15 protein-coding genes are annotated in these 22,399 nt (G+C 69.4%); 8 read left to right on the top strand and 7 right to left on the bottom strand.

Annotated elements, in window-relative coordinates; translation table 11 throughout:
* A complete protein-coding gene (gene rpsA, locus AC3AOF_RS29155; protein WP_236987573.1) occupies nucleotides 1-1,713 on the bottom strand; it encodes a 30S ribosomal protein S1 in 1,713 nt (570 codons plus the stop codon).
* Between the two features lie 607 nt (nucleotides 1,714-2,320).
* Here rpsA and AC3AOF_RS29150 point away from each other — a divergent pair.
* From AC3AOF_RS29150 to AC3AOF_RS29130, 5 genes are all read left to right on the top strand, one after another.
* Nucleotides 2,321-2,800: a (2Fe-2S)-binding protein gene (locus AC3AOF_RS29150; RefSeq protein WP_236987574.1), complete on the top strand. Its 480-nt coding sequence runs from the start codon at nucleotides 2,321-2,323 to the stop codon at nucleotides 2,798-2,800.
* Nucleotides 2,801-2,853: 53 nt separating this feature from the next.
* Nucleotides 2,854-5,142, top strand: coding sequence for a xanthine dehydrogenase family protein molybdopterin-binding subunit (locus AC3AOF_RS29145; protein WP_488349070.1), 2,289 nt, complete (start codon nucleotides 2,854-2,856; stop codon nucleotides 5,140-5,142).
* Nucleotides 5,143-5,721: 579 nt separating this feature from the next.
* Nucleotides 5,722-6,126: a hypothetical protein gene (locus tag AC3AOF_RS29140; RefSeq protein WP_236987576.1), complete on the top strand. Its 405-nt coding sequence runs from the start codon at nucleotides 5,722-5,724 to the stop codon at nucleotides 6,124-6,126.
* A gap of 154 nt (nucleotides 6,127-6,280) precedes the next feature.
* Complete coding sequence (locus tag AC3AOF_RS29135; RefSeq protein WP_236987577.1) at nucleotides 6,281-7,369, top strand: alkene reductase; 1,089 nt, start codon at nucleotides 6,281-6,283, stop codon at nucleotides 7,367-7,369.
* A 344-nt stretch (nucleotides 7,370-7,713) separates the two neighbouring features.
* The gene (locus AC3AOF_RS29130) at nucleotides 7,714-9,066 is read left to right on the top strand and encodes a M6 family metalloprotease domain-containing protein (protein ID WP_236987578.1); all 1,353 of its coding nucleotides are present in this window, start codon (nucleotides 7,714-7,716) and stop codon (nucleotides 9,064-9,066) included.
* A 19-nt stretch (nucleotides 9,067-9,085) separates the two neighbouring features.
* Here AC3AOF_RS29130 and AC3AOF_RS29125 read toward each other — a convergent pair whose 3' ends face one another.
* Entirely contained in the window at nucleotides 9,086-9,388 is a 303-nt protein-coding gene (locus tag AC3AOF_RS29125) for a hypothetical protein (protein WP_236987579.1), read from the bottom strand.
* A 267-nt stretch (nucleotides 9,389-9,655) separates the two neighbouring features.
* Here AC3AOF_RS29125 and AC3AOF_RS29120 point away from each other — a divergent pair, with 267 nt between their 5' ends.
* Both AC3AOF_RS29120 and AC3AOF_RS29115 read left to right on the top strand, forming a co-directional pair.
* On the top strand, nucleotides 9,656-9,904 hold the full coding sequence (locus AC3AOF_RS29120; protein WP_236987580.1) for a DUF4170 domain-containing protein: 249 nt from the start codon (nucleotides 9,656-9,658) through the stop codon (nucleotides 9,902-9,904).
* 263 nt (nucleotides 9,905-10,167) lie between these two features.
* The gene (locus AC3AOF_RS29115; protein ID WP_093568282.1) at nucleotides 10,168-11,112 is read left to right on the top strand and encodes a ribose-phosphate pyrophosphokinase; all 945 of its coding nucleotides are present in this window, start codon (nucleotides 10,168-10,170) and stop codon (nucleotides 11,110-11,112) included.
* Here the strand turns inward: AC3AOF_RS29115 and AC3AOF_RS29110 are convergent.
* Together AC3AOF_RS29110 and AC3AOF_RS29105 are read right to left on the bottom strand one after the other, a co-directional pair.
* A complete protein-coding gene (locus tag AC3AOF_RS29110) occupies nucleotides 11,109-12,350 on the bottom strand; it encodes an IS110 family RNA-guided transposase (RefSeq protein ID WP_236987776.1) in 1,242 nt (413 codons plus the stop codon). The genes AC3AOF_RS29115 and AC3AOF_RS29110 overlap by 4 nt on opposite strands.
* 237 nt (nucleotides 12,351-12,587) lie before the next feature.
* The gene (locus AC3AOF_RS29105; protein WP_236987776.1) at nucleotides 12,588-13,829 is read right to left on the bottom strand and encodes an IS110 family RNA-guided transposase; all 1,242 of its coding nucleotides are present in this window, start codon (nucleotides 13,827-13,829) and stop codon (nucleotides 12,588-12,590) included.
* Between the two features lie 681 nt (nucleotides 13,830-14,510).
* Between AC3AOF_RS29105 and AC3AOF_RS29100 the strand changes: the two genes are divergently transcribed.
* On the top strand, nucleotides 14,511-15,230 hold the full coding sequence (locus tag AC3AOF_RS29100; RefSeq protein WP_236987582.1) for a DUF1013 domain-containing protein: 720 nt from the start codon (nucleotides 14,511-14,513) through the stop codon (nucleotides 15,228-15,230).
* Nucleotides 15,231-16,150: 920 nt separating this feature from the next.
* Here AC3AOF_RS29100 and cysG read toward each other — a convergent pair.
* The 3 genes from cysG to AC3AOF_RS29085 form a co-directional block, all read right to left on the bottom strand.
* The gene (gene cysG, locus AC3AOF_RS29095) at nucleotides 16,151-17,629 is read right to left on the bottom strand and encodes a siroheme synthase CysG (RefSeq protein ID WP_236987583.1); all 1,479 of its coding nucleotides are present in this window, start codon (nucleotides 17,627-17,629) and stop codon (nucleotides 16,151-16,153) included.
* A 54-nt stretch (nucleotides 17,630-17,683) separates the two neighbouring features.
* Nucleotides 17,684-20,365: a nitrate reductase gene (locus tag AC3AOF_RS29090; RefSeq protein ID WP_488347223.1), complete on the bottom strand. Its 2,682-nt coding sequence runs from the start codon at nucleotides 20,363-20,365 to the stop codon at nucleotides 17,684-17,686.
* Nucleotides 20,366-20,650: 285 nt separating this feature from the next.
* The gene (locus AC3AOF_RS29085; RefSeq protein WP_488347222.1) at nucleotides 20,651-22,264 is read right to left on the bottom strand and encodes a sulfite reductase subunit alpha; all 1,614 of its coding nucleotides are present in this window, start codon (nucleotides 22,262-22,264) and stop codon (nucleotides 20,651-20,653) included.
* Nucleotides 22,265-22,399 lie beyond the last annotated feature (135 nt).

The following is a 22,399-nucleotide window of genomic DNA, read 5'->3' as shown; positions in this document are numbered from 1 at the left end:
TTACTTCTTGTCGGCCTGACGGGCCTTGAGGGCCGCGCCGAGGATGTCGCCGAGCGAGGCGCCCGAATCGGCGGAGCCGAACTGGGCGATCGCCTCCTTCTCCTCGGCCATCTCGAGGGCCTTGATCGAGAGCTGGACGCGGCGGGCCTTGCGGTCGAACTGCGTCACACGGGCGTCGAGCTTCTCGCCGGCGGCGAAGCGCTCGGGGCGCTGGTCGTTGCGCTCGCGGGCGAGATCGGCCCGGCGGATGAAGGCCTGGAGGTCGGAATCGACGATCTTGACCTCGATGCCCGAATCCTTGACCTCGAGCACCTCGCAGGTGACGACCTGGTTCTTGCGGATGCCGTCACCGGCATCGGCGAAGGGGTCGCCGGCGAGCTGCTTGATGCCGAGCGAGATGCGCTCCTTCTCGACGTCGACGTCGAGAACCTGGGCGCGCACCACGTCGCCCTTCTTGAACTCGTCGATGACCTGCTCGCCCGGACGGTTCCAGTCGAGGTCCGAGAGGTGGACCATGCCGTCGACGTCGCCCTCGAGGCCGATGAACAGACCGAACTCGGTCTTGTTCTTGACCTCGCCCTCGACCTCGGTGCCGGCCGGGTGCTTCTCGGAGAAGGCCTCCCACGGGTTCTGCAGGGTCTGCTTGAGACCGAGCGAGATGCGGCGCTTGACCGGATCGACTTCGAGGATCTGGACCTCGACCTCCTGGGAGGTGGAGACGATCTTGCCCGGATGGACGTTCTTCTTGGTCCAGCTCATCTCCGAGACGTGGATCAGGCCCTCGATCCCCGGCTCCAGCTCCACGAAGGCGCCGTAGTCGGTGATGTTGGTCACGCGGCCCTTGAGCTTGGCGTCGACCGGGTAGCGGGCGGCGATGCCCTCCCACGGATCGGCGAGCAGCTGCTTGATGCCGAGCGAGATGCGGTGCGTCTCGTGGTTGATCTTGATGATCTTGACCTTGACGGTCTGGCCGATGTTGACCACCTCGGACGGGTGGTTGACGCGGCGCCACGCCATGTCGGTGACGTGCAGCAGACCGTCGATGCCGCCGAGGTCGACGAACGCACCGTACTCGGTGATGTTCTTGACCACGCCGTCGATGACCTGACCCTCTTCGAGGTTGGCCACCAGCTCGGAGCGCTGCTCGGCCCGGCTCTCCTCGAGCACGGTGCGGCGCGACACCACGATGTTGCCGCGGCGGCGATCCATCTTGAGGATCTGGAACGGCTGCGGCGTGCCCATCAGCGGGGTGACGTCGCGGACCGGACGGATGTCGACCTGCGAGCGCGGCAGGAACGCCACGGCGCCGTCGAGGTCGACGGTGTAGCCGCCCTTGACCTGGTTGAAGATCGTGCCGGAGACGCGCTCGTTGTTCTCGAACGCCTTCTCGAGCTTGACCCAGCTCTCCTCGCGGCGGGCCTTGTCGCGCGAGATGACGGCTTCACCGAGCGCGTTCTCGATGCGGTCGACATAGACCTCGACCTCGTCGCCGACGGCGATCGGCTGGTCACGGCCGGGGCCCGTGAATTCCTTGAGGGCGACGCGGCCCTCGGTCTTCGCCCCGATATCGATGACGGCGACGTCCTTCTCGATCGCCACCACGCGGCCCTTGACCACGGAGCCTTCCGTGATCTCGTGCTCGCGGAACGACTCTTCCAGAAGGGCGGCGAAATCTTCGCGGCTCGACGAGGCGGCTTGCAAACCTGCGGACATCCATGCTCCTTTTCGTCCCGCCCTATCCGGGGGGACGGCGCCGGCGGCTCGTATCAACGGGCCGCTTCCGCCCGCCGGAGTTCCGGGGAGATCCCCGAAACCGCCGCTCCCCAAAACGTGAAGGGGCGCGGGCCGGCGCATGATCGACGGGCAGAAACGTGTACTCCGAAGGTCCCGGCCGGGGCGCGGTGCGGACGGGCGCGAGGCCCGGCACGCGGCATCCCGGCATGGGACGACCGGAGTTGCGGCCGATACACGAAAATCGAACTCCCGGCAAGGCGTTGCGGGGCGGGGCGCGGCAACCTGACGGTGAACTGGCGGCTTGCCGACACGCGCGGGTCCGGGTTACCCATCCCTAGCCTTAAATCATTCTCATGTTCGGGCGTGGTGCGGGGCTTTCGATGCTTCGGCCCGCGGGATGCGTCCCGGGGCGGAGCGTCCAAGATGCATGAACGCACGCCGCATGCACGGCGTGAGGGAGGAGTGCGGCGCCGTCCGGTCCGGGGGCCGGGGCGCCGAGACCGCAATCGACGAGAGGGAGGCGGCGTCGCGACCGGAATCGTGTCCGCGGGACGCCGGAGAAGCCTCCCGAAGCCGGAGGGCGACGATGATCAATCTCAACGTGAACGGTGAGGAGCGCCGGTTCGACGGCGATCCCGAGATGCCGCTGCTCTGGTACCTGCGGGACGAGCTCGGCCTGACGGGTACCAAGTTCGGCTGCGGCGTCGCGGCCTGCGGCGCCTGCACCATCCATGTCGGCGGCACCGCGATGCGGGCCTGCCAGACCCCGGTCTCGGCCGCCGACGGCCAGCCGGTCGTGACGATCGAGGGCCTGTCGCCGGACGGCAACCACCCGGTCCAGGCCGCCTGGCGCGACCTCAACGTGGCGCAGTGCGGCTATTGCCAGACCGGTCAGATCATGCAGGCGGCGGCGCTCCTCAAGGAGACCCCGAAGCCGACCGACGCCGACATCGACAACCAGATGAGCGGCAACCTGTGCCGCTGCGGCACCTATCCGCGCATCCGCGCCGCCATCAAGCAGGCGGCGGGGCTGACCCCGAAGGCCGGCCAGGGAGATCGCCTGTGATTCACGACCTCTCCTCCCTCCTCAAGGCCGCCCCGGCCGACGAGCCGGAATCCATCGTCGCCAGGGTCTCGCCCGGCCAGCTCAGCCGCCGCGGCCTCATCGCCGGGGCCGGCGCCCTGGTGCTCGCCCTGTCGCTCAAACCCCAGGGCGCGCTCGCCGCCGACCCGCCGAAATTCGGCGCCGACGGCATGCCGCATGGCTGGCGCGACGATCCGACCCTGTTCGTGGCGATCGCGCCGGACGGCACCGTGACGGTGACCTGCACCCGCTCGGAGATGGGCCAGGGCGTGCGCACCTCGGTCGCCTTCGTGGTCGCCGACGAGCTCGACGCCGACTGGGCCAAGGTCAAGGTCGCCCAGGCGCACGGCGACGAGGAGCGCTTCGGCAATCAGGACACCGACGGCTCGCGCTCGCTCCGGCACTTCTTCATGCCGCTGCGCCGCGCCGGCGCCGCCGCCCGCGCCATGCTGGTCGCGGCCGCCGCCAAGCAGTGGAACGTGCCGGCCTCCGAGGTCACGACGGAGAACCACGCCCTCGTCCACGCCAAGTCCGGCCGCCGGATCGGCTTCGGCGAGGTCGCCCAGGCGGCAGCCGGCATGCCGGTGCCCGACCGCGCGACGGTGACGCTCAAGGACCCGTCGGCCTTCCGCTACATCGGCAAGGGCCGCGTCGGCCTCATCGACAATGTCGGCATCACCACCGGCAAGGCGCAGTACGGCCTCGACACCCGCCTCGACGGGATGCTCTACGCCGTCGTCGCCCGCCCGCCGGTCTTCGGTGGCAAGGTCAAGAGCTTCGACGAAGCCGCCGCCCTGAAGGTGCCGGGCGTCGTCAAGGTCGTGACCATCGATCCGCCGGCCCCTCCCTACGAGTTCATGCCGACCGGCGGCGTGGCGGTCATCGCCCGCAACACCTGGGCGGCGATCAAGGGCCGCGAGGCCCTCAAACCCACCTTCGAGGACGGCCCGAACGCGAGTTACGATTCGGACGCCTATCGGGCCACCCTGGAACAGGCCGTGCGCAAGCCCGGCAAGGTGGTGCGCCAGGAGGGCGACGTCGACGCGGCGATGAAGAAGGCGGTGAAGCGCCTGGAGGCCGAGTACTACATCCCCCACCTCGTCCAGGCCCCGATGGAGCCGCCGGCCGCGACCGTCCGGATCGCCAAGGACGGCACGATCGAGGCGTGGGGCTGCGTGCAGTCGCCCCAGGCCGCCCGCGACCGCATTGCCAAGCGCCTCGGCGTCGACCCGAAGACGATCACCGTCAACGTGACGCTGCTCGGCGGCGGCTTCGGCCGCAAGTCGAAGCCCGACTACTTCGTCGAGGCGGCGCTCTGCTCGAAGGCGATGGACGGCGCCCCGGTCAAGATGACCTGGACCCGCGAGGACGACCTCCACAACGGCTACTACCACACCGTCTCGGTGGAGCGCCTGGAGGCCGGCCTCGACGACAAGGGCATGCCGATCGCCTGGCTGCACCGCAGCGCGGCCCCGACCATCGGCTCGACCTTCGTCGCCGGCGCCAACGAGCAGATCCCGATCGAGCTCGGGATGGGCCTCGTCAACGTGCCGTTCGCCATCCCCAACATGCGGATGGAGAACCCGCCGGCGGATGCCCATGTCCGGATCGGCTGGTTCCGCTCGGTGTCGAACATCCCGCGCGCCTTCGCGGTGCAGTCCTTCATCGACGAACTGGCCCAGATGGCCGGCCGCGACCCGAAGGACTACCTCCTCGACGTGATCGGCCCGGCCCGGATCATCGATCCGGTCAAGATCGGCGATGCCTGGAACTACGGCGAGGATCCCTCGCGCTATCCCTTCGATACCGGGCGCCTGCGCAACGTGATCGAGGCGGTGGCCAAGGGCGCCGGCTGGGGCCGCAAGGTGGACAAGGGCCGTGGCCTCGGCATCGCGGCGCATTACAGCTTCGTGACCTACACCGCCGCCGTCGCCGAGGTCGAGGTGTCGCCGAAGGGCGAGGTCACCGTCCAGCGGGTCGACATCGCCATCGACAGCGGCCAGCAGGTCAACCCGGAGCGGGTGCGCTCGCAGCTCGAGGGCGCGGTGGTGATGGGCATGGGCCTCGCGCTCACCGCCCAGATCACCTTCAAGAACGGCCGCGCCGTCCAGGACAACTACGACACCTACGAGCTGACCCGGATCAACGAGGCGCCCAAGATCATCAACGTGCACCTCGTGCAGGGCGGGTCCTGGGACAAGCCGCTCGGCGGCGTCGGCGAGCCCGGCGTGCCGCCGGTGGCGCCGGCCATCGCCAACGCGATCTTCGCGGCGACCGGCCGGCGCATCCGCCAGCTGCCGATGCGCGACAAGCTGAGCGCGTGAGCGAAGACCCCGCGGGGCAGCGCGCCCCGCGGGGTCTTGGTCTGACGCAAGACGTACGAAGCAATCTAATCTCGGTTTGAGCGCTTTCCCCTCAAAGGTAGCGCGCCTCTCCTCCCCCTTGTGGGGAGGAGCCGGAGGTGGGGGTGGTGCCAGATAAGGCTCAGCGGTGCCTTCTGCACCACCCCCACCCCTAGCCCCTCCCCACAACTTGCAGCGATACCGGGCAAGCCCGGGATCGCCGGGGGAGGGGAAAGCGCGCATATTTACAGAGGGTTAGCTCTCGAAGGAGAAGCGTGAATCCGCTAGCCCGAGTGGGAGAGGGGTAGGGGTGAGGGTGACACGCTTCCGAGTAACGCTCCGGATGTCACGCTGCCCGCGCGACGCTCAGTGCTTGATCTTGAAGCGTGTCACCCTCACCCCCAACCCCTCTCCCACCCGGGAGAGGGGAGTCGCGCCTGCTTTTTCCGGTCCGTCTCTCACTCTCGCCGGAACCCCCGCCCACGGGCCGGTGTTCGCGGAGCGGAGCCCTTCGCGCCAAGGTTCAATGATTGGCGCGATTCAACGACAGGGAGAGACGCCATGAAGCTCATCCTCGCCGCCGGCCTCATCGCCGGTCTCGCCGGTCCGGCGCTGGCCGGCGCCTGCGGCACCGAGATCGACGCCCTCGAACCGCGCCTCGACGCGAAGGGCCGCGAGACCATTGCGGCGTCGAGCGGCGGCAAGGAGGTGGCGTCGCGCCGCGAGGCCCAGGCCGAGGCGGCGACCGAGAAGGGCACCAGCCCCTCCGCTCTCCCCAAGGGCCCGGCCCCCGGCTCGGCCGAGACGCAGGCCACCGCCGACGTCGCCAAGGCGAGCGGCGGCGGCACCGGCGTGATGGAGGCCCGCGCCAGCCTCAACCGCGCCCGCGAGCTCGACAAGAAGGGCGACGAGGCCGGCTGCATGAAGGCGGTGTCCGACGCCAAGGAGCAGATGGACAAGTCGTGATCCCGGGTCGGGTTTAATCCCGACCGCGAGGTGAGGCAGCGCACATCGCGGGCCGGGCCGCCGGCCCCGCCCCTGGTCTGTTGCACTGCAGCGCCCACATCTCACCCGCATCGCCCGGCCCTTGAAGCCGGGCTCGATCCGGAGATTTCCGACAGTGCCTTCCCTGTTCGACCCGATCCAGCTCGGCGCCATCCAGGCTCCGAACCGCATCCTGATGGCCCCGCTGACCCGCGGCCGCGCCTCGCGGACCCACGTGCCGACCCCGATCATGGCGGAGTATTACCGCCAGCGCGCCGGGGCCGGCCTGATCATCAGCGAGGCGACCGGCATCTCGCAGGAAGGCACCGGCTGGCCCTTCGCCCCGGGCCTGTGGGCGCCTGAGCAGGTCGAGGCCTGGAAGCCGGTGGTCGCCGCGGTGCACGAGGCCGGCGGCCGCATCGTCGCGCAGCTCTGGCACATGGGCCGGGTGGTGCACCCGGACTTCCTCGGCGGGCAGGCCCCGGTCTCGGCCTCCGCCACCACGGCGCCCGACCAGGCCCACACCTACGAGGGCAAGAAGCCCTATGCCGAGGCACGGCCCTTGCGCGAGGACGAGATCCCGCGGCTCTTGGCGGATTACGCCAAGGCCGCCCGCAACGCGGTCGAGGCCGGCTTCGACGGGGTGCAGATCCACGCCGCGAACGGCTACCTGATCGACCAGTTCCTGCGCTCGGGCACCAACCTGCGCCAGGACCGCTACGGCGGCTCGGTCGAGAACCGCATCCGGCTCCTCGCCGAGGTCGCCCGCACCGTCGCCGACACGATCGGAGCCGACCGCACCGGCGTGCGCCTGTCGCCGAACGAGCCGATCCAGGGCGTCGACGATCCCGAGCCCGAGACCCTGTTCCCGGCCGCCGCCGCCGCGCTCTCGCAGATCGGCGTCGCCTTCCTGGAACTGCGCGAGCCCGGCCCGAACGGCACCTTCGGCAAGGCCGCCCGCCCGGCCGTGGCGCCCGCCATCAAGGCCGCCTTCCGCGGTCCCCTGGTGCTGAACTCCGACTACGACGGCCCGAAGGGCCAGGCCGCCCTCGACGAGGGCCGCGCCGACGCGATCGCCTTCGGCCGCACCTTCATCGCCAATCCGGACCTGCCGGAGCGGATCGCCAAGGGCGCAGCCCTCAACAAGGACAATTACAAGACCTGGTACAGCCAGGGTCCGGAGGGCTACATCGACTATCCGGCGCTCGAACAGGGTGCCCGATAGTCCGAATTGTCGCAGAGCAATCACGCAAACGGGTCGCCCGGACCGCCGTCCGGGCGACCCTCTCCGCACGAGGGGGCCATAACTCGATCGCGATCGATTTGCCTACAACGTAAGTGACGGAAGAGGACGTCGTTCCAACTCTTTTGTTAGATCATGAAATAGTTCGAATCGCTCCAGAACAAAATATTTACATTTGGTTACCGTCACGGCTAAGCTCCGCGCCCGTTCCGCCGGAACGAGGATGCGCGGAGCTCGACATGATGCGTCTGTCCTGCGGTTGCAGGCCCTCTGAGGCAGGATCGTGCTACGAGGCGGGGCCGACGTCGTGCAGCGCGCGGCCGGACGTGCTCGACAGCATCAGGGCTCAGGTCGCGGCCGGTCGGGTTCTCTCGACGGGGGATGCCAGGCTGGCGACCCGGGCCGGGTGGCTCGGCAACAGGGCGGCCGCCCTCAGCGGCTTCAACGACGGCGTCGTCTACCCGCCGCCCGCCGAACAGGCGGCGCCGGCCGCGTTCGACGATCGGTCCGCCGAGCGTCTCCCCCGCCTGATCAAGCGCGACGGGATCACCCACCTCCATTGCCTGGTTCTGCTCGTCGACTTTTCCGACCTTCCGGGGAAAAGGTCGAAGGCCGAGTACGAGCGGCTTCTGTTCGATCCGGGCAATCCCGGTTCTCTACACAACTTTTATCGGGAGATGTCGTACGGGCGACTGCACATCACCGGGGAGGTGATCGACTGGCAGCGCGCGGCCCATCCCTCCGGCTATTACGCCGACGGCCAGAGTGGAACCGGCACCGGCTTCCCGCGGAACACGCCGGGTCTCCTCGACGAAACCTTGCAGCGCTACTGCACGGCCAACAGCCTGGAGCCGTTCGATCGCAACGGGGACGGCTTTCTCGACGGGCTGGTCCTCATCCATGCCGGCGGCGGCGCCGAGGCGGAACCGGATCCCGCGTTGCGCAAGGCGCGCATCTGGTCGCACAAGTGGACGCTGCCCCATCCCGTCACCCACGGCAAGGTGAGCGCCTACGCCTACTTCACCGCCCCGGAGGATGGCCGGCTCGGGGTGTTCGCCCACGAGTTCGGGCACTTCCTCGGGCTGCCGGACCTCTACGACACGAGCTATCGCGGCGCCGGCATCGGCGACCTGTGCCTGATGAGCGGCGGCTCCTGGGCCGGCGGCGGCCATCGCCCGGCCCGCATGTCGGCGTGGTGCCTGGTGGAACTGGGATGGGTCACGCCCGTGACGGTCACCGTCTCGTCGCGCGTCTCGCTCACGACGCTGGAACGCGATGCGACGGCGAGCATCCGCATCGACGGTCCTCCCGGCTCCCTCGAATACTTCCTGCTCGAGAACCGCCAGCGGGTCGGCCGTGACGACGCGCTGTTCGGTTCGGGCCTCGCGATCTGGCATATCGACGACAGTCAGGCCGACAACGCCAATCCGCGGATCTACCGGGTCGCGCTGATCCAGGCCGACGGTCTGCGCGATCTCCAGGCCGGTCGCAAACCAGCCGATCCGGCCGACCTGTTCCCGGGCACGGGCGGGGTCCGCGCGGTCGACGATCGCGGTGCCGCTCACCCGCATCTGCGCTGGAACGACGGGACCGCCAGCGGCCTCGCCCTCTCCGACATCACGGAACGGGACGGCCTGATCGTGGCGACCCTCACGATCGCTCCGGTCGCCACCGCTTGACGCGGGGGCCCGGCGGACGTCAAGGGCGCCGGGCCTTAACATCCTGAAGGACCTTGGCATCCTGGAGCACGACGCGCTCGCCTCCCGGACCGCCGAGGACGGACGCGGTCACCGTATAGGACTGGCCCGGCTTGACCGCTCCCAGATCCGCCGTGAACATCGTCACGGTGCTTCCTGCCGCGGCGCGGACGAAATCCGAGTAGCCGTCGGCCGGCTTGCTTGTCTCGACCGCGAACTCGACGGTGCCGCCCCAGCCGTCCGGTGCGGGGTCGACGCGCTGCGCCCGGCCTTCGATCACGGTCTTGTTCGGCATGACCTGCATGGGAACCTTCCGGAGGTTGCCTCAACGGACGACCCTAGCACGATTTCACGCAACGAGCCCCGTCCCGCGGAACCCGCAGCACTGTGGCGCGTCTCTATCCACTGGGACTTCGCGCAGCGGGAAGCCGGGCGCCCCTCTTGCGATGCACCATGATCCGGCTTGACGCGCGGCCCGGCGTTTGCGACCCCGCTCGCGCCTGCCCGGCGGGCGGGCGCCGTCCGTCGGACCGGACGGGCGGCATCATGGCGGCACGCGGAGACGACGCGCATGAGCAACCCGGGCAACACCCCTGCGACCTCCCAGGAGCCGAAGCAGCTCCTCCACCTGGTGTTCGGGGGCGAGCTGACCGACCTCGACAGCGTGACCTTCCGCGACCTCTCGAAGCTCGACGTGGTCGGCATCTTCCCCGACTATGCCAGCGCCGCCATGGCCTGGAAGGCGAAGGCGCAGCAGACCGTCGACAGCGCCCAGACCCGCTACTTCATCGTGCATCTCCACAAGCTCCTGCAGCCCTGAGGCGCATCCTCGCGGAGAGGCATGCAGTCACCGCGCATCCGAAAGCCGGTGACTTGCGCATTCCGGCGCACATGAAAGCATTGTGACGGTATCCCGGCACTGATAAGAGCCTCGCCCGTCACACACGAGAGCATCGTCGCGCGAGGGGCCCGCATTCGCGCGAATCTCGATGCGATCCTCCCCTCGCCCCGGCGCGCGCGGTCTCGACGAGAGCATCGTGCGGCAGCGCCGGGGCTCTTGGCGCGGGCCACGATGGAAGCACGATGAAATCCTCGATCAAGATCGTCGCCGGCAATGCGAGCCGCCCGCTGGCCGAGGCGATCGCGGCCTATCTCGAGAAGCCGCTGGCGGTCTGCTCGGTGCGCCGGTTCGCCGACATGGAGATCTTCGTCGAGCTCCAGGAGAACGTGCGCGGCGAGGACGTGTACATCGTCCAGTCGACGTCGTTCCCGGCCAACGATCACCTGATGGAACTGCTCATCATGATCGACGCCGCGCGGCGCTCCTCGGCGCGGCGGATCACCGCCGTGCTGCCCTATTTCGGCTATGCCCGCCAGGACCGGCGCACCTCGGGCCGCACCCCGATCTCGGCCAAGCTCGTGGCCAACCTCATCACCGAGGCCGGCGCCGACAGGGTGATGACCCTCGACCTGCATGCCGGCCAGATCCAGGGCTTCTTCGACATCCCGACCGACAACCTGTTCGCCGCCCCCGTGATGGTGCGCGACATCAAGGAGCGGATGGACCCGGCCGACATGATGGTGGTGTCGCCCGATGTCGGCGGCGTGGTCCGCGCCCGCGCGCTCGCCAAGCGCATCGACGCGCCGCTCGCCATCGTCGACAAGCGCCGCGACCGGCCCGGCGAATCGGAGGTGATGAACATCATCGGCGAGGTCGAGGGCCGCTCCTGCATCCTCGTCGACGACATCGTCGATTCCGGCGGCACGCTCGTCAACGCCGCCGAGGCCCTGCTCGCCAAGGGCGCCAAGGACGTCTCGGCCTACATCACCCACGGCGTGCTCTCGGGGGGCGCGGTGTCGCGCATCGCCTCCTCGAAACTCAAGGAGCTGGTGATCACCGATTCGATCCAGCCGACCGCCGCGGTCAAGCTCGCCCGCAACATCCGGGTCGTCACCATCGCGCCGCTGCTCGGCGAGGCGATCGGGCGCACCGCCGAAGAGTCGAGCGTCTCGAGCCTGTTCGTCTAAATAGAAACTGGCTCTACGGGTTTGATTTCGCACGCAAATCCAAGGCGCTCGATCTGCCGCACGAGCGCCTTGGCGCGGATGGTCGGGGCCGCCTTGCGGCCGTGATCAGGCCCGGGATCGACGTAAGCCGTGCCGGCCTTGAGCATGTGATAGATCGCGGTCAACATCGAAGCGGCGACCGCGCAGATCGCCTTCTTGGGGCCGCGCCGGCCGCGCAAGCGCTGGAACTGCGCCCTGATGTAGCTCGCCTTCTTGCGCACTCCGGCCCAGGCGGCCTGCACCAAGGCCGTCTTGAGCCAGGGCGCGCCCTTGCGCAGCCGCGTCGAGCGCCGCTTGCCCGCGCTCTCGTCGTTCCTCGGGCACAGCCCGGCCCAGGAGATCAGATGGCCGGCGGTCGGGAAGCGGCTCATGTCGGGGCCGATCTCGGAGAGGATCACCTGCGCGGTGAGGTCACTGATGCCCGGGATCGTCACCAGCAGCTTCACCGCTTCCCGGAAAGGGCCGAGGTCGCGCTCCACCTGCGCGTCGATCTCCGCGATCGCTCGCCCCAACCCGTCGTACTGGCGTAGATGCACACCGAGCAGGAAACGGTGGTGATCCCCGATCCGGCCCGTGAGCGCGGCCCGGATCGCCTCGGGCGCCGCCTTCACCCGCGGGCTGACCAGCGCCTGCAGCCCAGCCGGATCGCGCTCGCCCTTGACCAGCGCGTCGAGCACGGCGCGACCGGACTGGCCCATGATGTCGGTGAGCACCGAGGCGAGCTTGAGGTTGGCCTCCTCGAGGGTCTTCTGGATGCGCTGGACGTGGCTGGCCTGCTCGCGGACCAGTTGCTTGCGGGTGCGCAGCAGGTCGCGCATCGCCTGGGTCTGAGCCTCGGGCACGAAGCTGGCGCGGATCAGGCCGTGGGCGAGCAGGTCGGAGAGCCAGACCGCGTCGGCGACGTCGGTCTTGCGGCCGGGCACGTTCTTGACATGGGCGGCATTGGCCAGGATCAGGGTGCGGCTGTCGGCGTCGAGGACCTGCCAGACCGGGCGCCAGTAGATGCCGGTCGCCTCCATGGCGACATGGGTGCAGGCGTGCTCGTCGAGCCAGGCGGAGAGGTCGAGCAGAGCGGGCGTGGTGGTGGCAAACGTACGCACCTCACGCTGAACCTCGCTGCTCTCGGCCAGACGGATGGCTGCGACGACGGTGTCCTTGTGAACATCGAGGGCGGCGCAGCGGGGGTAGAGGACCTTCATCACGATCTCCTTGCCGTCAGGCCGCCGGCGCAGGCTCCCGTGAGATCAAATCTAAATGACGCGCTCCGGGGCTGGCCCGAGGACCGGCCCGTGACGCAAGCGAGGGGACTGAAGAGGAGCCCGGATCCAACTGATACGCGGGGTCTGGCACACCAAAGACGAACCGATCTCTCCGCCGACGGCAAGTCCACTCTGCCATATGTTTCATCCGCAAGGGACCGCGAAGCCGGTGACGAACTAAATAGAAACTGGCTCTACGGGTTTGATTTCGCACGCAAATCCAAGGCGCTCGATCTGCCGCACGAGCGCCTTGGCGCGGATGGTCGGGGCCGCCTTGCGGCCGTGATCAGGCCCGGGATCGACGTAAGCCGTGCCGGCCTTGAGCATGTGATAGATCGCGGTCAACATCGAAGCGGCGACCGCGCAGATCGCCTTCTTGGGGCCGCGCCGGCCGCGCAAGCGCTGGAACTGCGCCCTGATGTAGCTCGCCTTCTTGCGCACTCCGGCCCAGGCGGCCTGCACCAAGGCCGTCTTGAGCCAGGGCGCGCCCTTGCGCAGCCGCGTCGAGCGCCGCTTGCCCGCGCTCTCGTCGTTCCTCGGGCACAGCCCGGCCCAGGAGATCAGATGGCCGGCGGTCGGGAAGCGGCTCATGTCGGGGCCGATCTCGGAGAGGATCACCTGCGCGGTGAGGTCACTGATGCCCGGGATCGTCACCAGCAGCTTCACCGCTTCCCGGAAAGGGCCGAGGTCGCGCTCCACCTGCGCGTCGATCTCCGCGATCGCTCGCCCCAACCCGTCGTACTGGCGTAGATGCACACCGAGCAGGAAACGGTGGTGATCCCCGATCCGGCCCGTGAGCGCGGCCCGGATCGCCTCGGGCGCCGCCTTCACCCGCGGGCTGACCAGCGCCTGCAGCCCAGCCGGATCGCGCTCGCCCTTGACCAGCGCGTCGAGCACGGCGCGACCGGACTGGCCCATGATGTCGGTGAGCACCGAGGCGAGCTTGAGGTTGGCCTCCTCGAGGGTCTTCTGGATGCGCTGGACGTGGCTGGCCTGCTCGCGGACCAGTTGCTTGCGGGTGCGCAGCAGGTCGCGCATCGCCTGGGTCTGAGCCTCGGGCACGAAGCTGGCGCGGATCAGGCCGTGGGCGAGCAGGTCGGAGAGCCAGACCGCGTCGGCGACGTCGGTCTTGCGGCCGGGCACGTTCTTGACATGGGCGGCATTGGCCAGGATCAGGGTGCGGCTGTCGGCGTCGAGGACCTGCCAGACCGGGCGCCAGTAGATGCCGGTCGCCTCCATGGCGACATGGGTGCAGGCGTGCTCGTCGAGCCAGGCGGAGAGGTCGAGCAGAGCGGGCGTGGTGGTGGCAAACGTACGCACCTCACGCTGAACCTCGCTGCTCTCGGCCAGACGGATGGCTGCGACGACGGTGTCCTTGTGAACATCGAGGGCGGCGCAGCGGGGGTAGAGGACCTTCATCACGATCTCCTTGCCGTCAGGCCGCCGGCGCAGGCTCCCGTGAGATCAAATCTAAATGACGCGCTCCGGGGCTGGCCCGAGGACCGGCCCGTGACGCAAGCGAGGGGACTGAAGAGGAGCCCGGATCCAACTGATACGCGGGGTCTGGCACACCAAAGACGAACCGATCTCTCCGCCGACGGCAAGTCCACTCTGCCATATGTTTCATCCGCAAGGGACCGCGAAGCCGGTGACGAACTGATACGAAATCCGGAAGATCACTTCCGGATTTCGTATCATCAGCCCGCGCGGCGCCTGAGCGGAGCCGCTTTCCGCATCGCGAAGCGATCAATCGGAAAGCGTATGACAAGCCCCTCGCCCGCCGCCCGGCCGGCGGCGGGCCGCCCCTTTCGAAGGGACGACACCCGACCCGCAGAGTCTTTCGACCGACCGCTTGGTCGCCCACTCGGCGGCCCTTTAGCCTGCGAAAGCGGTTTGCGCCGGGCCTGAGACGTGCCTATATATCGGGCGATTCCCTCACAGCGTGAGACAGGCCGTCCTGACCATCCCGGGACGCCGGCGGGGCCTCCCGGCTCCGCCCCGGGCGCCCTGTCGCCGGCGAGGGGCCCGTGTTTGTATTATGGCCGCTTCCCGGACGGGCGGCCGTCGCGCTCCCGAGGGAGCGCCCCGAGGAGGTGTGGTATGTCCCAGGGACCGTTGATGCCGAAGGCGACGGCCGTCTGGCTCGTCGAGAACACGTCGCTGTCCTTCGATCAGATCGCCGATTTCTGCAAGCTCCACCCCCTCGAGGTGAAGGGTATCGCCGACGGCGAGGTGGCGGCCGGCATCAAGGGCCTCGACCCGGTCTCGACCGGCCAGCTCACCCGCGAGGAGATCGAGCGGGCGCAGGTCAACCCGAACCACCGCATGAAGGTGGCGGTCTCGAAGGTGAAGCTGCCCGAGGTGAAGCGCACCAAGGGCCCGCGCTACACCCCCCTCTCCCGCCGCCAGGACCGGCCGAACGCCATCCTGTGGCTGCTGCGCAACCACCCGGAGCTGAAGGACGCGCAGGTGATGCGCCTCGTCGGCACCACCAAGTCGACGATCCAGCAGATCCGTGAGCGTACCCACTGGAATTCCGGCTCGCTGCAGCCGATGGACCCGGTGACCCTCGGCCTGTGCTCGCAGATCGACCTCGATTTCGAGGTCCAGCGCGCTGCCAAGGATCGTCCGCTGGTGGAATCCGCCGAGGGCGGCGCCACCCTGATGCCGCCCGAACTCTCGGTCCTGCCCGAGCCCGAGGATCACGACGCCGATCGCCGGCCCGGCCGCGGCGACGAGCGCCTCGATGCGGATTCGGTCTTCGCCCGCCTCAAGCCGATGCGGAAGGGCGGCGAGGACGAGGACGACGACGAGTATTGAGATCGGGGGAGCGGCCGTTCCGCGAGACGGGACGGCCGGTGCCCTCATGTGGATCGGGGCGGTGCGTGATCGCTGAGGCGATCGGGCAGCGCCCTTTTTTGTCCCGGTGCCGTTGTCCGCTGCCGGCGTCGCGCTCAAAGCCTGCTTGATCGATCCAACCGCTCGATCCCACCCGCGACCTCATCCTGAGGTGTTAGTCGATCGAAGATCGACTGACCTCGAAGGAGGGCTCCAGTGATCAATATGGTTCCTGGAGCCCTCCTTCGAGGCCCGGCCACCTTCGCCCCGCACCTCAGAGCTTTTTGAACAGTTTTTTCCGCTAAAATATTGATACAAGTTTCATTATTCTACCATCTCATACGATTTCCGATTGATCGCTTCGCGATGCGGAAAGCGGCTTCGCTCAGGCGTGTGAAGCCTACGGCTTCACCGCGCGGGCTGATGATACGCAATCCGGAAGCGATCTTCCGGATTGCGTATCACTCATCCTGAAAGCCTGTTTGAGTGGGCCGCTCCGATCCAAACTCTCCACGTCATCCTGGGGCTCGTCGAAGATGAGAACCCGGACCCGAAGGGGCGCGTAGCGCAATCCATACCCGCTGACGATGCAGGACCAGGCGGAGCGAGGTCCGACTTCTTCTGGAATCTCAGCGGATATGGATCCCGGGTTCCGCTACGCGGCCCCAGGGTGACATCGAGGGTTTCAATTCGGCCGGCTCAAACAGGCTCTGAGGTGCTGGCGATCGAAGATCGCTAAGCCTCGAAGGAAGCCTCCATATGCCTCTGCGATCCCTGGAGCCCTCCTTCGAGGTCAGTCGATCTTCGATCGACTGACACCTCAGGATGAGGTCGTGGGTTGGATAAAAAACTCGCCGCGATGCCCTACCCGCAAGTCAAACAGGCGATCGAGACTTTCCGCCTCAGAGACTGGCCCGCTCCGCCGCCTGCAACACCGCCGCCGGGATCGCGGAGACGTGCTCCGCCTGGGCTCCCCGTCCGAGCGCATTCCCGACCATCACGATCGCCGGCCCCTCCAGCCCAGCCGCCTCGACCCGGTCGGCGAGGTCGTGGGCCTGCCCCTGCACCACCGCCTGGTCGGGCCGGGTGGCGTTGAACACCACCAGAGCCGGGGTCGCGGGCGGCAGGCCCTCGGCGACCGCCTTCGCCAGCAGGGTGCGCATCGTGCGCTTGGGCATGTAGATCACCGTCGTGACGGTGGGATCGGCGAGGGCGGCCCAGTTGAGGTCGTCGGGCAGGGCGCCGCGGCGGTCGTGGCCGGTGACGTATTGCAGGCGGCGTGCCGCGTCGCGGTGGGTGAGCGAGATGCCGAGCGACGCCGCCGCGCCCTGCGCCGCCGTGACGCCGGGCACCACGGTCACCGGGATGCCGGCCTCACGGCAGGCATCGATCTCCTCGCCGGCCCGGCCGAAGACCAGGGGGTCGCCGGACTTGAGCCGCACCACGCGCTTGCCGCTTCCCGCCAGCGACACCATCAGGGCGTTGATGTCGTCCTGGCGGCAGGAGGGGCCGTGGCCGGTCTTGCCGACCAGCATCGTGCGGGCCTCGCGCCGGGCGTAATCCAGGATCTCCGGCGCGACGAGGTCGTCGTACAGGATCACGTCGGCGCTGCGTAGCGCCCGCAGGGCTTTGAGGGTGAGGAGTTCGGCGTCCCCCGGGCCGGCCCCGACCAGGACCACGCTGCCGCCGGTCGGGGCGGCATCGTTCTCGGCGATGAGCCCGTCGAGATCGGCCCGGACCGGCGCCCGGTCCGGATGGGCGAAGGCGAGGTCGGTGAAGCGCTCCCAGAACGCCCGGCGCTCGCCGAACACATGGTAGCGGGCGCTCACCTCGGCGCGCCAGTCGCGGGCGGCGGCCACCCAGGCCTTGAAGCCCGAAGGCAGCATCGCCTCGATCCGGGCCCGCACGGTCTGGCCGAAGACCGGGACTGCGCCCTCCGTGGAGATGCCGACGACGAGGGGCGAGCGGTTGACGATGGCGCCGAACGACACGTCGCAGAGATGCGGCCGGTCGATGGCGTTGACGATGGCGCCCGCTGCGCGGGCGGCGCCGACGAAGCATGCGCATTCGCCCTCGTCCTCGAAGGCCGCGATGGCGAAGGCGGCGCCTTCGAGATCGGCCGGCGACCAGTCGCGCTCATGCAGCACCACCGTGCCGGCGACGGCCTCGGCAGGTGCGCCGCGCATCTCCTCGGTCGGTTCGGGGGCGAACACGTCGACATGGGCGCCGGCGGCGGCGAGCAGCTTCACCTTCCAAGCCGCACCCCCATTGGCCCCGGCCAGCACCGCGCGCTTGCCCGTGAGCGTCACGAAGACCGGGAGAACGGCCAGGGGCTCGAGGCCCGGGGAGCGGGTCTCTCGGGGGGCACGGGGCGTACGCATGGGACGATGAGTGTCTGACACGAGTCTCGGGAAATCCTGCGGCATCAGATGCGCCTATGCGGAAACGGACGCAAGTTCCGCCGCCAGCAGCTTGCGGATCTCAGGGATGCACGAGCCGCAATTGGTGCCGGCCTTGCACGCGGCCCCCACCGCCTCGACCCCGTGCGCCCCGCCCTTGATCGCGCCCCGGATCGTGTCGAGCCCGACCGTGTGGCAGGCGCAGACCAACGGGCCGGTGCCGGCACTCTCCGCTCTCCCCGAGATCAGGGCCCGGCGGGCCGAGGGCTCCAGCAGTTCCTGGGTGCGGAAGAACGCTTTTGCCGCGTCCCAAGTCGGGCGCTCGGCGGCCGGGGCCAGGGCCAGCACGCCGAGCAATCGCCCGTCCCGGAAGGCGGCGGCGCGGTAGCGGCCGCGGGCCGGGTCGGCATACTCGCTGAGGGCCGCCCCGGGAAAGGTCTCGCGCATCAGCGCGGCGGCCTCGGGCGCACCGTCCTGGGCGGCGAAGATCAGGCCGGTCCCGCCCTCCAGGCTCGTCCGCGCCCACCACCAGCCGAACGGCGCGGCCACCGTGTCGCGGGTGATGAGGTAGCCGCGGGAGCGGTAGGGTTCGGGGGCGATCGAGGCCGGGGTCGCCTTGAGTTCCGGCTGGCCCGAGACCGGATCGACCGCGCCTTGCGCGAGCGCACCGACGCGGCCGTCCGAGGTGTTGGCCTCGCTCCAGTGCATCGGGGCGAACAGCATTCCGGCTTGCGCGCCCGGCGTCACCATGACTTCGAGCACCGCCGCGCCATGGGCGGTGCGGACGCGGGCGAGGTCGCCGTCGGTGAGGCCCGCAGTCTCGGCATCGTCGGGGTGGATCTCGACGAAGGGAACGGCGCGGTGGGCCGAGAGGCGCGGGCTCTTCCCCGTGCGGGTCAGGGTGTGCCAGTGGTCGCGCACCCGGCCGGTATTGAGGCGCAAGGGGAGCGCGTCGCTGGTGGCCTGCGCCAGCGCCGGCTTCTGCACCGCGACGAAACGGGCCTTGCGGTCGCGGGTGAAGAAACCGCCATTGGCGAAGAAGCGGGTCTGCGGCGCCTTGGCCTTGCGGGTGAGCGGCCACTGCACGGGTGCTGCCGCGTCATAGGCGGCGTCGGTGATGTCGGCGAGGCCGCCGAGGTCGAAGTCGCGGGTGCCGCGATTCTCGAACTCGGACAAGGCGGCATGCTCGCGGAACACCGCCGCCGCGTTGCCCCAGGCGAAGGGCTTGGCGTGGCCGAGGCGCTGGCCCACCTGCGCCATGATCCACCAATCGGCCCGCGCCTCGCCGGGCGCCGCCAGGAAGGCGCGCTGGCGCGAGATGCGGCGCTCGGAATTGGTCACCGTGCCGTCCTTCTCGCCCCAGGCCAGCGCCGGCAGCAGGATCGCGTTGCGGGCCCGCACCGTGTCGGTGTTCGCCACCACCTCCGAGACCACGTAGGTGTCGAGCTTCGCGAGCGCCGCCCGCACCCGGTCGGCCCGGGGCATCGAGACGGCCGGATTGGTGCCCATCACCCAGAGCGCCTTGATCTTGCCGCGCTCGATCGCCTCGAAGAGCTGCACCGCCTTCAGCCCCTCGCCGGTGATGATGTTCGGCGCGTTCCAGAACCGGCGCACCAGATCCACCTCCTCGGGGGTGAAATGCATGTGGGCGGCCAGCATGTTGGCGAGCCCGCCGACCTCGCGCCCGCCCATCGCGTTGGGCTGGCCCGTGAGCGAGAACGGCCCCATGCCGGGCCGGCCGATGCGGCCGGTGGCGAGGTGGCAGTTGATGATCGCGTTGGCCTTGTCGGTCCCTTGCGCCGACTGGTTCACCCCCTGCGAGGTCGCGGTGACGACCCGCGGCGTGGTGCGAAACAGCGTGAAGAAGGTCTCGACCTCGGCCTCTCTCAGGCCGGTGGCGGCGGCGGTCGCGGCCACCGTCGGGGCGATCTGGCGGGCGCGCTCGAGCGCCGGCTCGAAGCCGGCGGTGTGCTCGGCGATGTAGCGCGGATCGAGGGCCTGCATGTCCGCGAGATGTACGAGGAGGCCGGAGAACAGGGCGGTGTCGGTGCCGGGCCGGATACCGAGGAAGAGGTCGGCCTCCTCGCCGGTCTGGGTCTGGCGCGGATCGATGACGACGATCTTCGTCCCGCGCTTCTCCCGCGCATCGAGCATGCGCCGAAAGAGGATCGGGTGGCACCAGGCGGTGTTCGAGCCAACGAGCACCAGGAGGTCGGCCTCGTCCAGGTCCTCGTAGCAGCCGGGCACCGTGTCGGAGCCGAAGGCGCGGCGGTGCGCCGCCACCGAGGACGACATGCAGAGCCGCGAATTGGTGTCGACGTGCGGCGTGCCGATGAAGCCCTTCGCCAGCTTGTTGGCGACGTAGTAATCCTCGGTGAGCAGCTGGCCCGAGAGGTAGAACGCCACCGAATCCGGTCCATGCGCCGCGATGGTGCGCTTGAACCCCTCGGCCACCGCGTCGAGCGCTTCGTCCCAGGTCGCCCGTCGCCCGGCGATCTCCGGGTGCAGCACCCGATCGTCGAGGGAGAGGGTTTCGCCGAGCGCCGAGCCCTTCGAGCACAGCCGGCCGAAATTCGCCGGATGCTGCGGATCGCCCGCGACGCTCGCGCCCCCCTCCCCGTCCGGCCGAGCGAGCACGCCGCAGCCGACGCCGCAATACGGGCAGGTGGTCCGGACGGGGGCGGCCTCGGGAGTGAGGGCCGGCACGTGCAGGTTCATCGCGGGAGCCTTTCGCCGGGCGTGGGGTGAGGGCCGGTGGGTTGTGGGCAAGCAAGGGGTGGGCCGACGGCATCAGTGCTCGACGGACCTGACACCCTCCGCGTCATTCCGGGGCCGCGAAAGCGGAGCCCGGAATCCAGACGCTTAGGTCTTTGACGGCAAGGCGGATCGCGTTCCGCTCTGTCCTGAACGATCCGCGGCTCTGGATCCCGGGCTCCGCTTCGCGGCCCCGGGATGACGCGGAGGGTGGCAAAGACGTCGAGGGAGCCGGACTCTCTGCCGCCCTCAATACACGTCAGCCTGGTACCGGTTCGCCTTCTTCAGCGCCGCGAGATACGCCACCGCCTCGTCCGGGTTCTTGCCGCCATGGCTCGCCGCAACGTCGATGATCGCTCGCTCGACGTCCTTGGCCATGCGCTTGGCATCGCCGCAGACGTAGAAGTGGGCGCCCTCCTCCAGCCAGCGCCACAATTCGCGGCCGTTCTCGCGCATCCGGTCCTGGACGTAGGTCTTCTCGGCCCCGTCGCGCGACCAGGCGAGCGACAGGCGGGTCAGCACGCCCTGGTCCTTCAGGCCGTTGAGCTCGTCGCGGTAGAAGAAGTCCGAGGCCTGGCGCTGATGGCCGTAGAACAGCCAGTTCTTGCCCGGCGCCGCGGTGGCGGCGCGCTCGCGCAGGAAGGCGCGGAACGGCGCGATGCCGGTGCCCGGACCGACCATGATGACCGGGGTCTCGGGCGTCGAAGGCAGGCCGAAGCCGTGGGCCTTCTGGAGGTAGACCTTGACCTTGGCGGTCTCGGCCAGGCGCTCGCCGAGATGGGTCGAGGCGACGCCCAGGCGCAGGCGCGAGCGGTGGCTGTAGCGCACCGCATCGACGGTGAGCGAGACCCGGCCCGGATCGGCCTTGGGCGAGGACGAGATCGAGTAGAGCCGCGGCTGCAATTCGTCGAGGGCTTCGAGGAAGACCTCGGCGTCGGGACGGGCACCCGGGAATTTGTGCAGCGCCCCGAGCACGTCGAGATAGGCGGCGTCGCCGTCCGGATCCTCGCCGGCGCTCAGCGCCTGGGCCTTCCTGCGCTGTGCGCCCGAGGTGAGGAGCGAGAGGAGCTGGAACAGGCCGTCGGGGGCACCGCCGAGGGAATAGTTGGTGAGCAGGTGGTCGCGCAGGGTCTTCTCGCCGAGCTTGGTGGCGATGATCCGCTCCGGCCGGGCGCCGAGCTCGGCGATGACCGCATCCGCCAGGGCCGGGGCATTGGCGGGGAAGAGGCCGAGGGAATCGCCGACGACGTAGTCGATGCCGGTGCCGGCCAAATCGATCTCGACGTGCCAGGTCTCCTTCTCGCCGCCCGGCGCGTTGAGGCGGCGGCGTGACAGGAACACCGCCTCGGCCGGGTTCTCGCGGCACAGGCCGTAGGGGCCGACCGGGGCGTCTGCCTTCGGGGCGTCGTCGGAGGCCGCGGCGGCGGCACCGGCCGGCGCCGCGGTGCCGAACTCCGCCTCCAGCTTCTTCAGCATCCGGAGCGTGTCCTTGCCGCCCGGCTGGCACAGGTTCAGGCGCTCCTCCTTCTTGAGGAAGAGGGCGTTGGCATAGTCGGCGCAGTTGTAGCCGCACTGGCCGCAATCCTGCTGGGCCATGGCGGCCATCAGCTTCTGCGGCTCGGAGCGGTCCTTGGCGAGCGCCATGCGGTCGTCGAGCCCCATCGCCGGGTCGTGCCAAGGGGCGTCGTCGTTGTCGGCCAAAGCCGGCCCGCCGGGCGCCGCGCCGGCCGGAAGCGCCGTCGCGCCCTCGACCGCCGGCCCGAGCAGGGCGGCGAAGTAGCCCGACAGCCAGGCGCGCTGGTCGGCGTTGAAGGGGGCGGATTCGGGGATCAGGACGAGCGGGGGAGCGACGTGCTGGGTCATCGGGGGTTACCGGAGAAGAGTGGCAGTCGACATCGGTCGGTAAAGCGCTGGCTTCTCCTCTCCCCGCGGGCGGGGAGAGGGCCGCGACGACCTTGTCGTCGGCGCGGCGAGGCGTCAGCCGAGGGTGAGGGGGTG

The sequence above is a fragment of the Methylobacterium sp. 142-1Y genome (assembly GCF_057747795.1).
The sequence above is the reverse complement of the archived record's forward strand: the minus strand, read 5'-3'. Positions and strand labels throughout refer to the sequence as shown.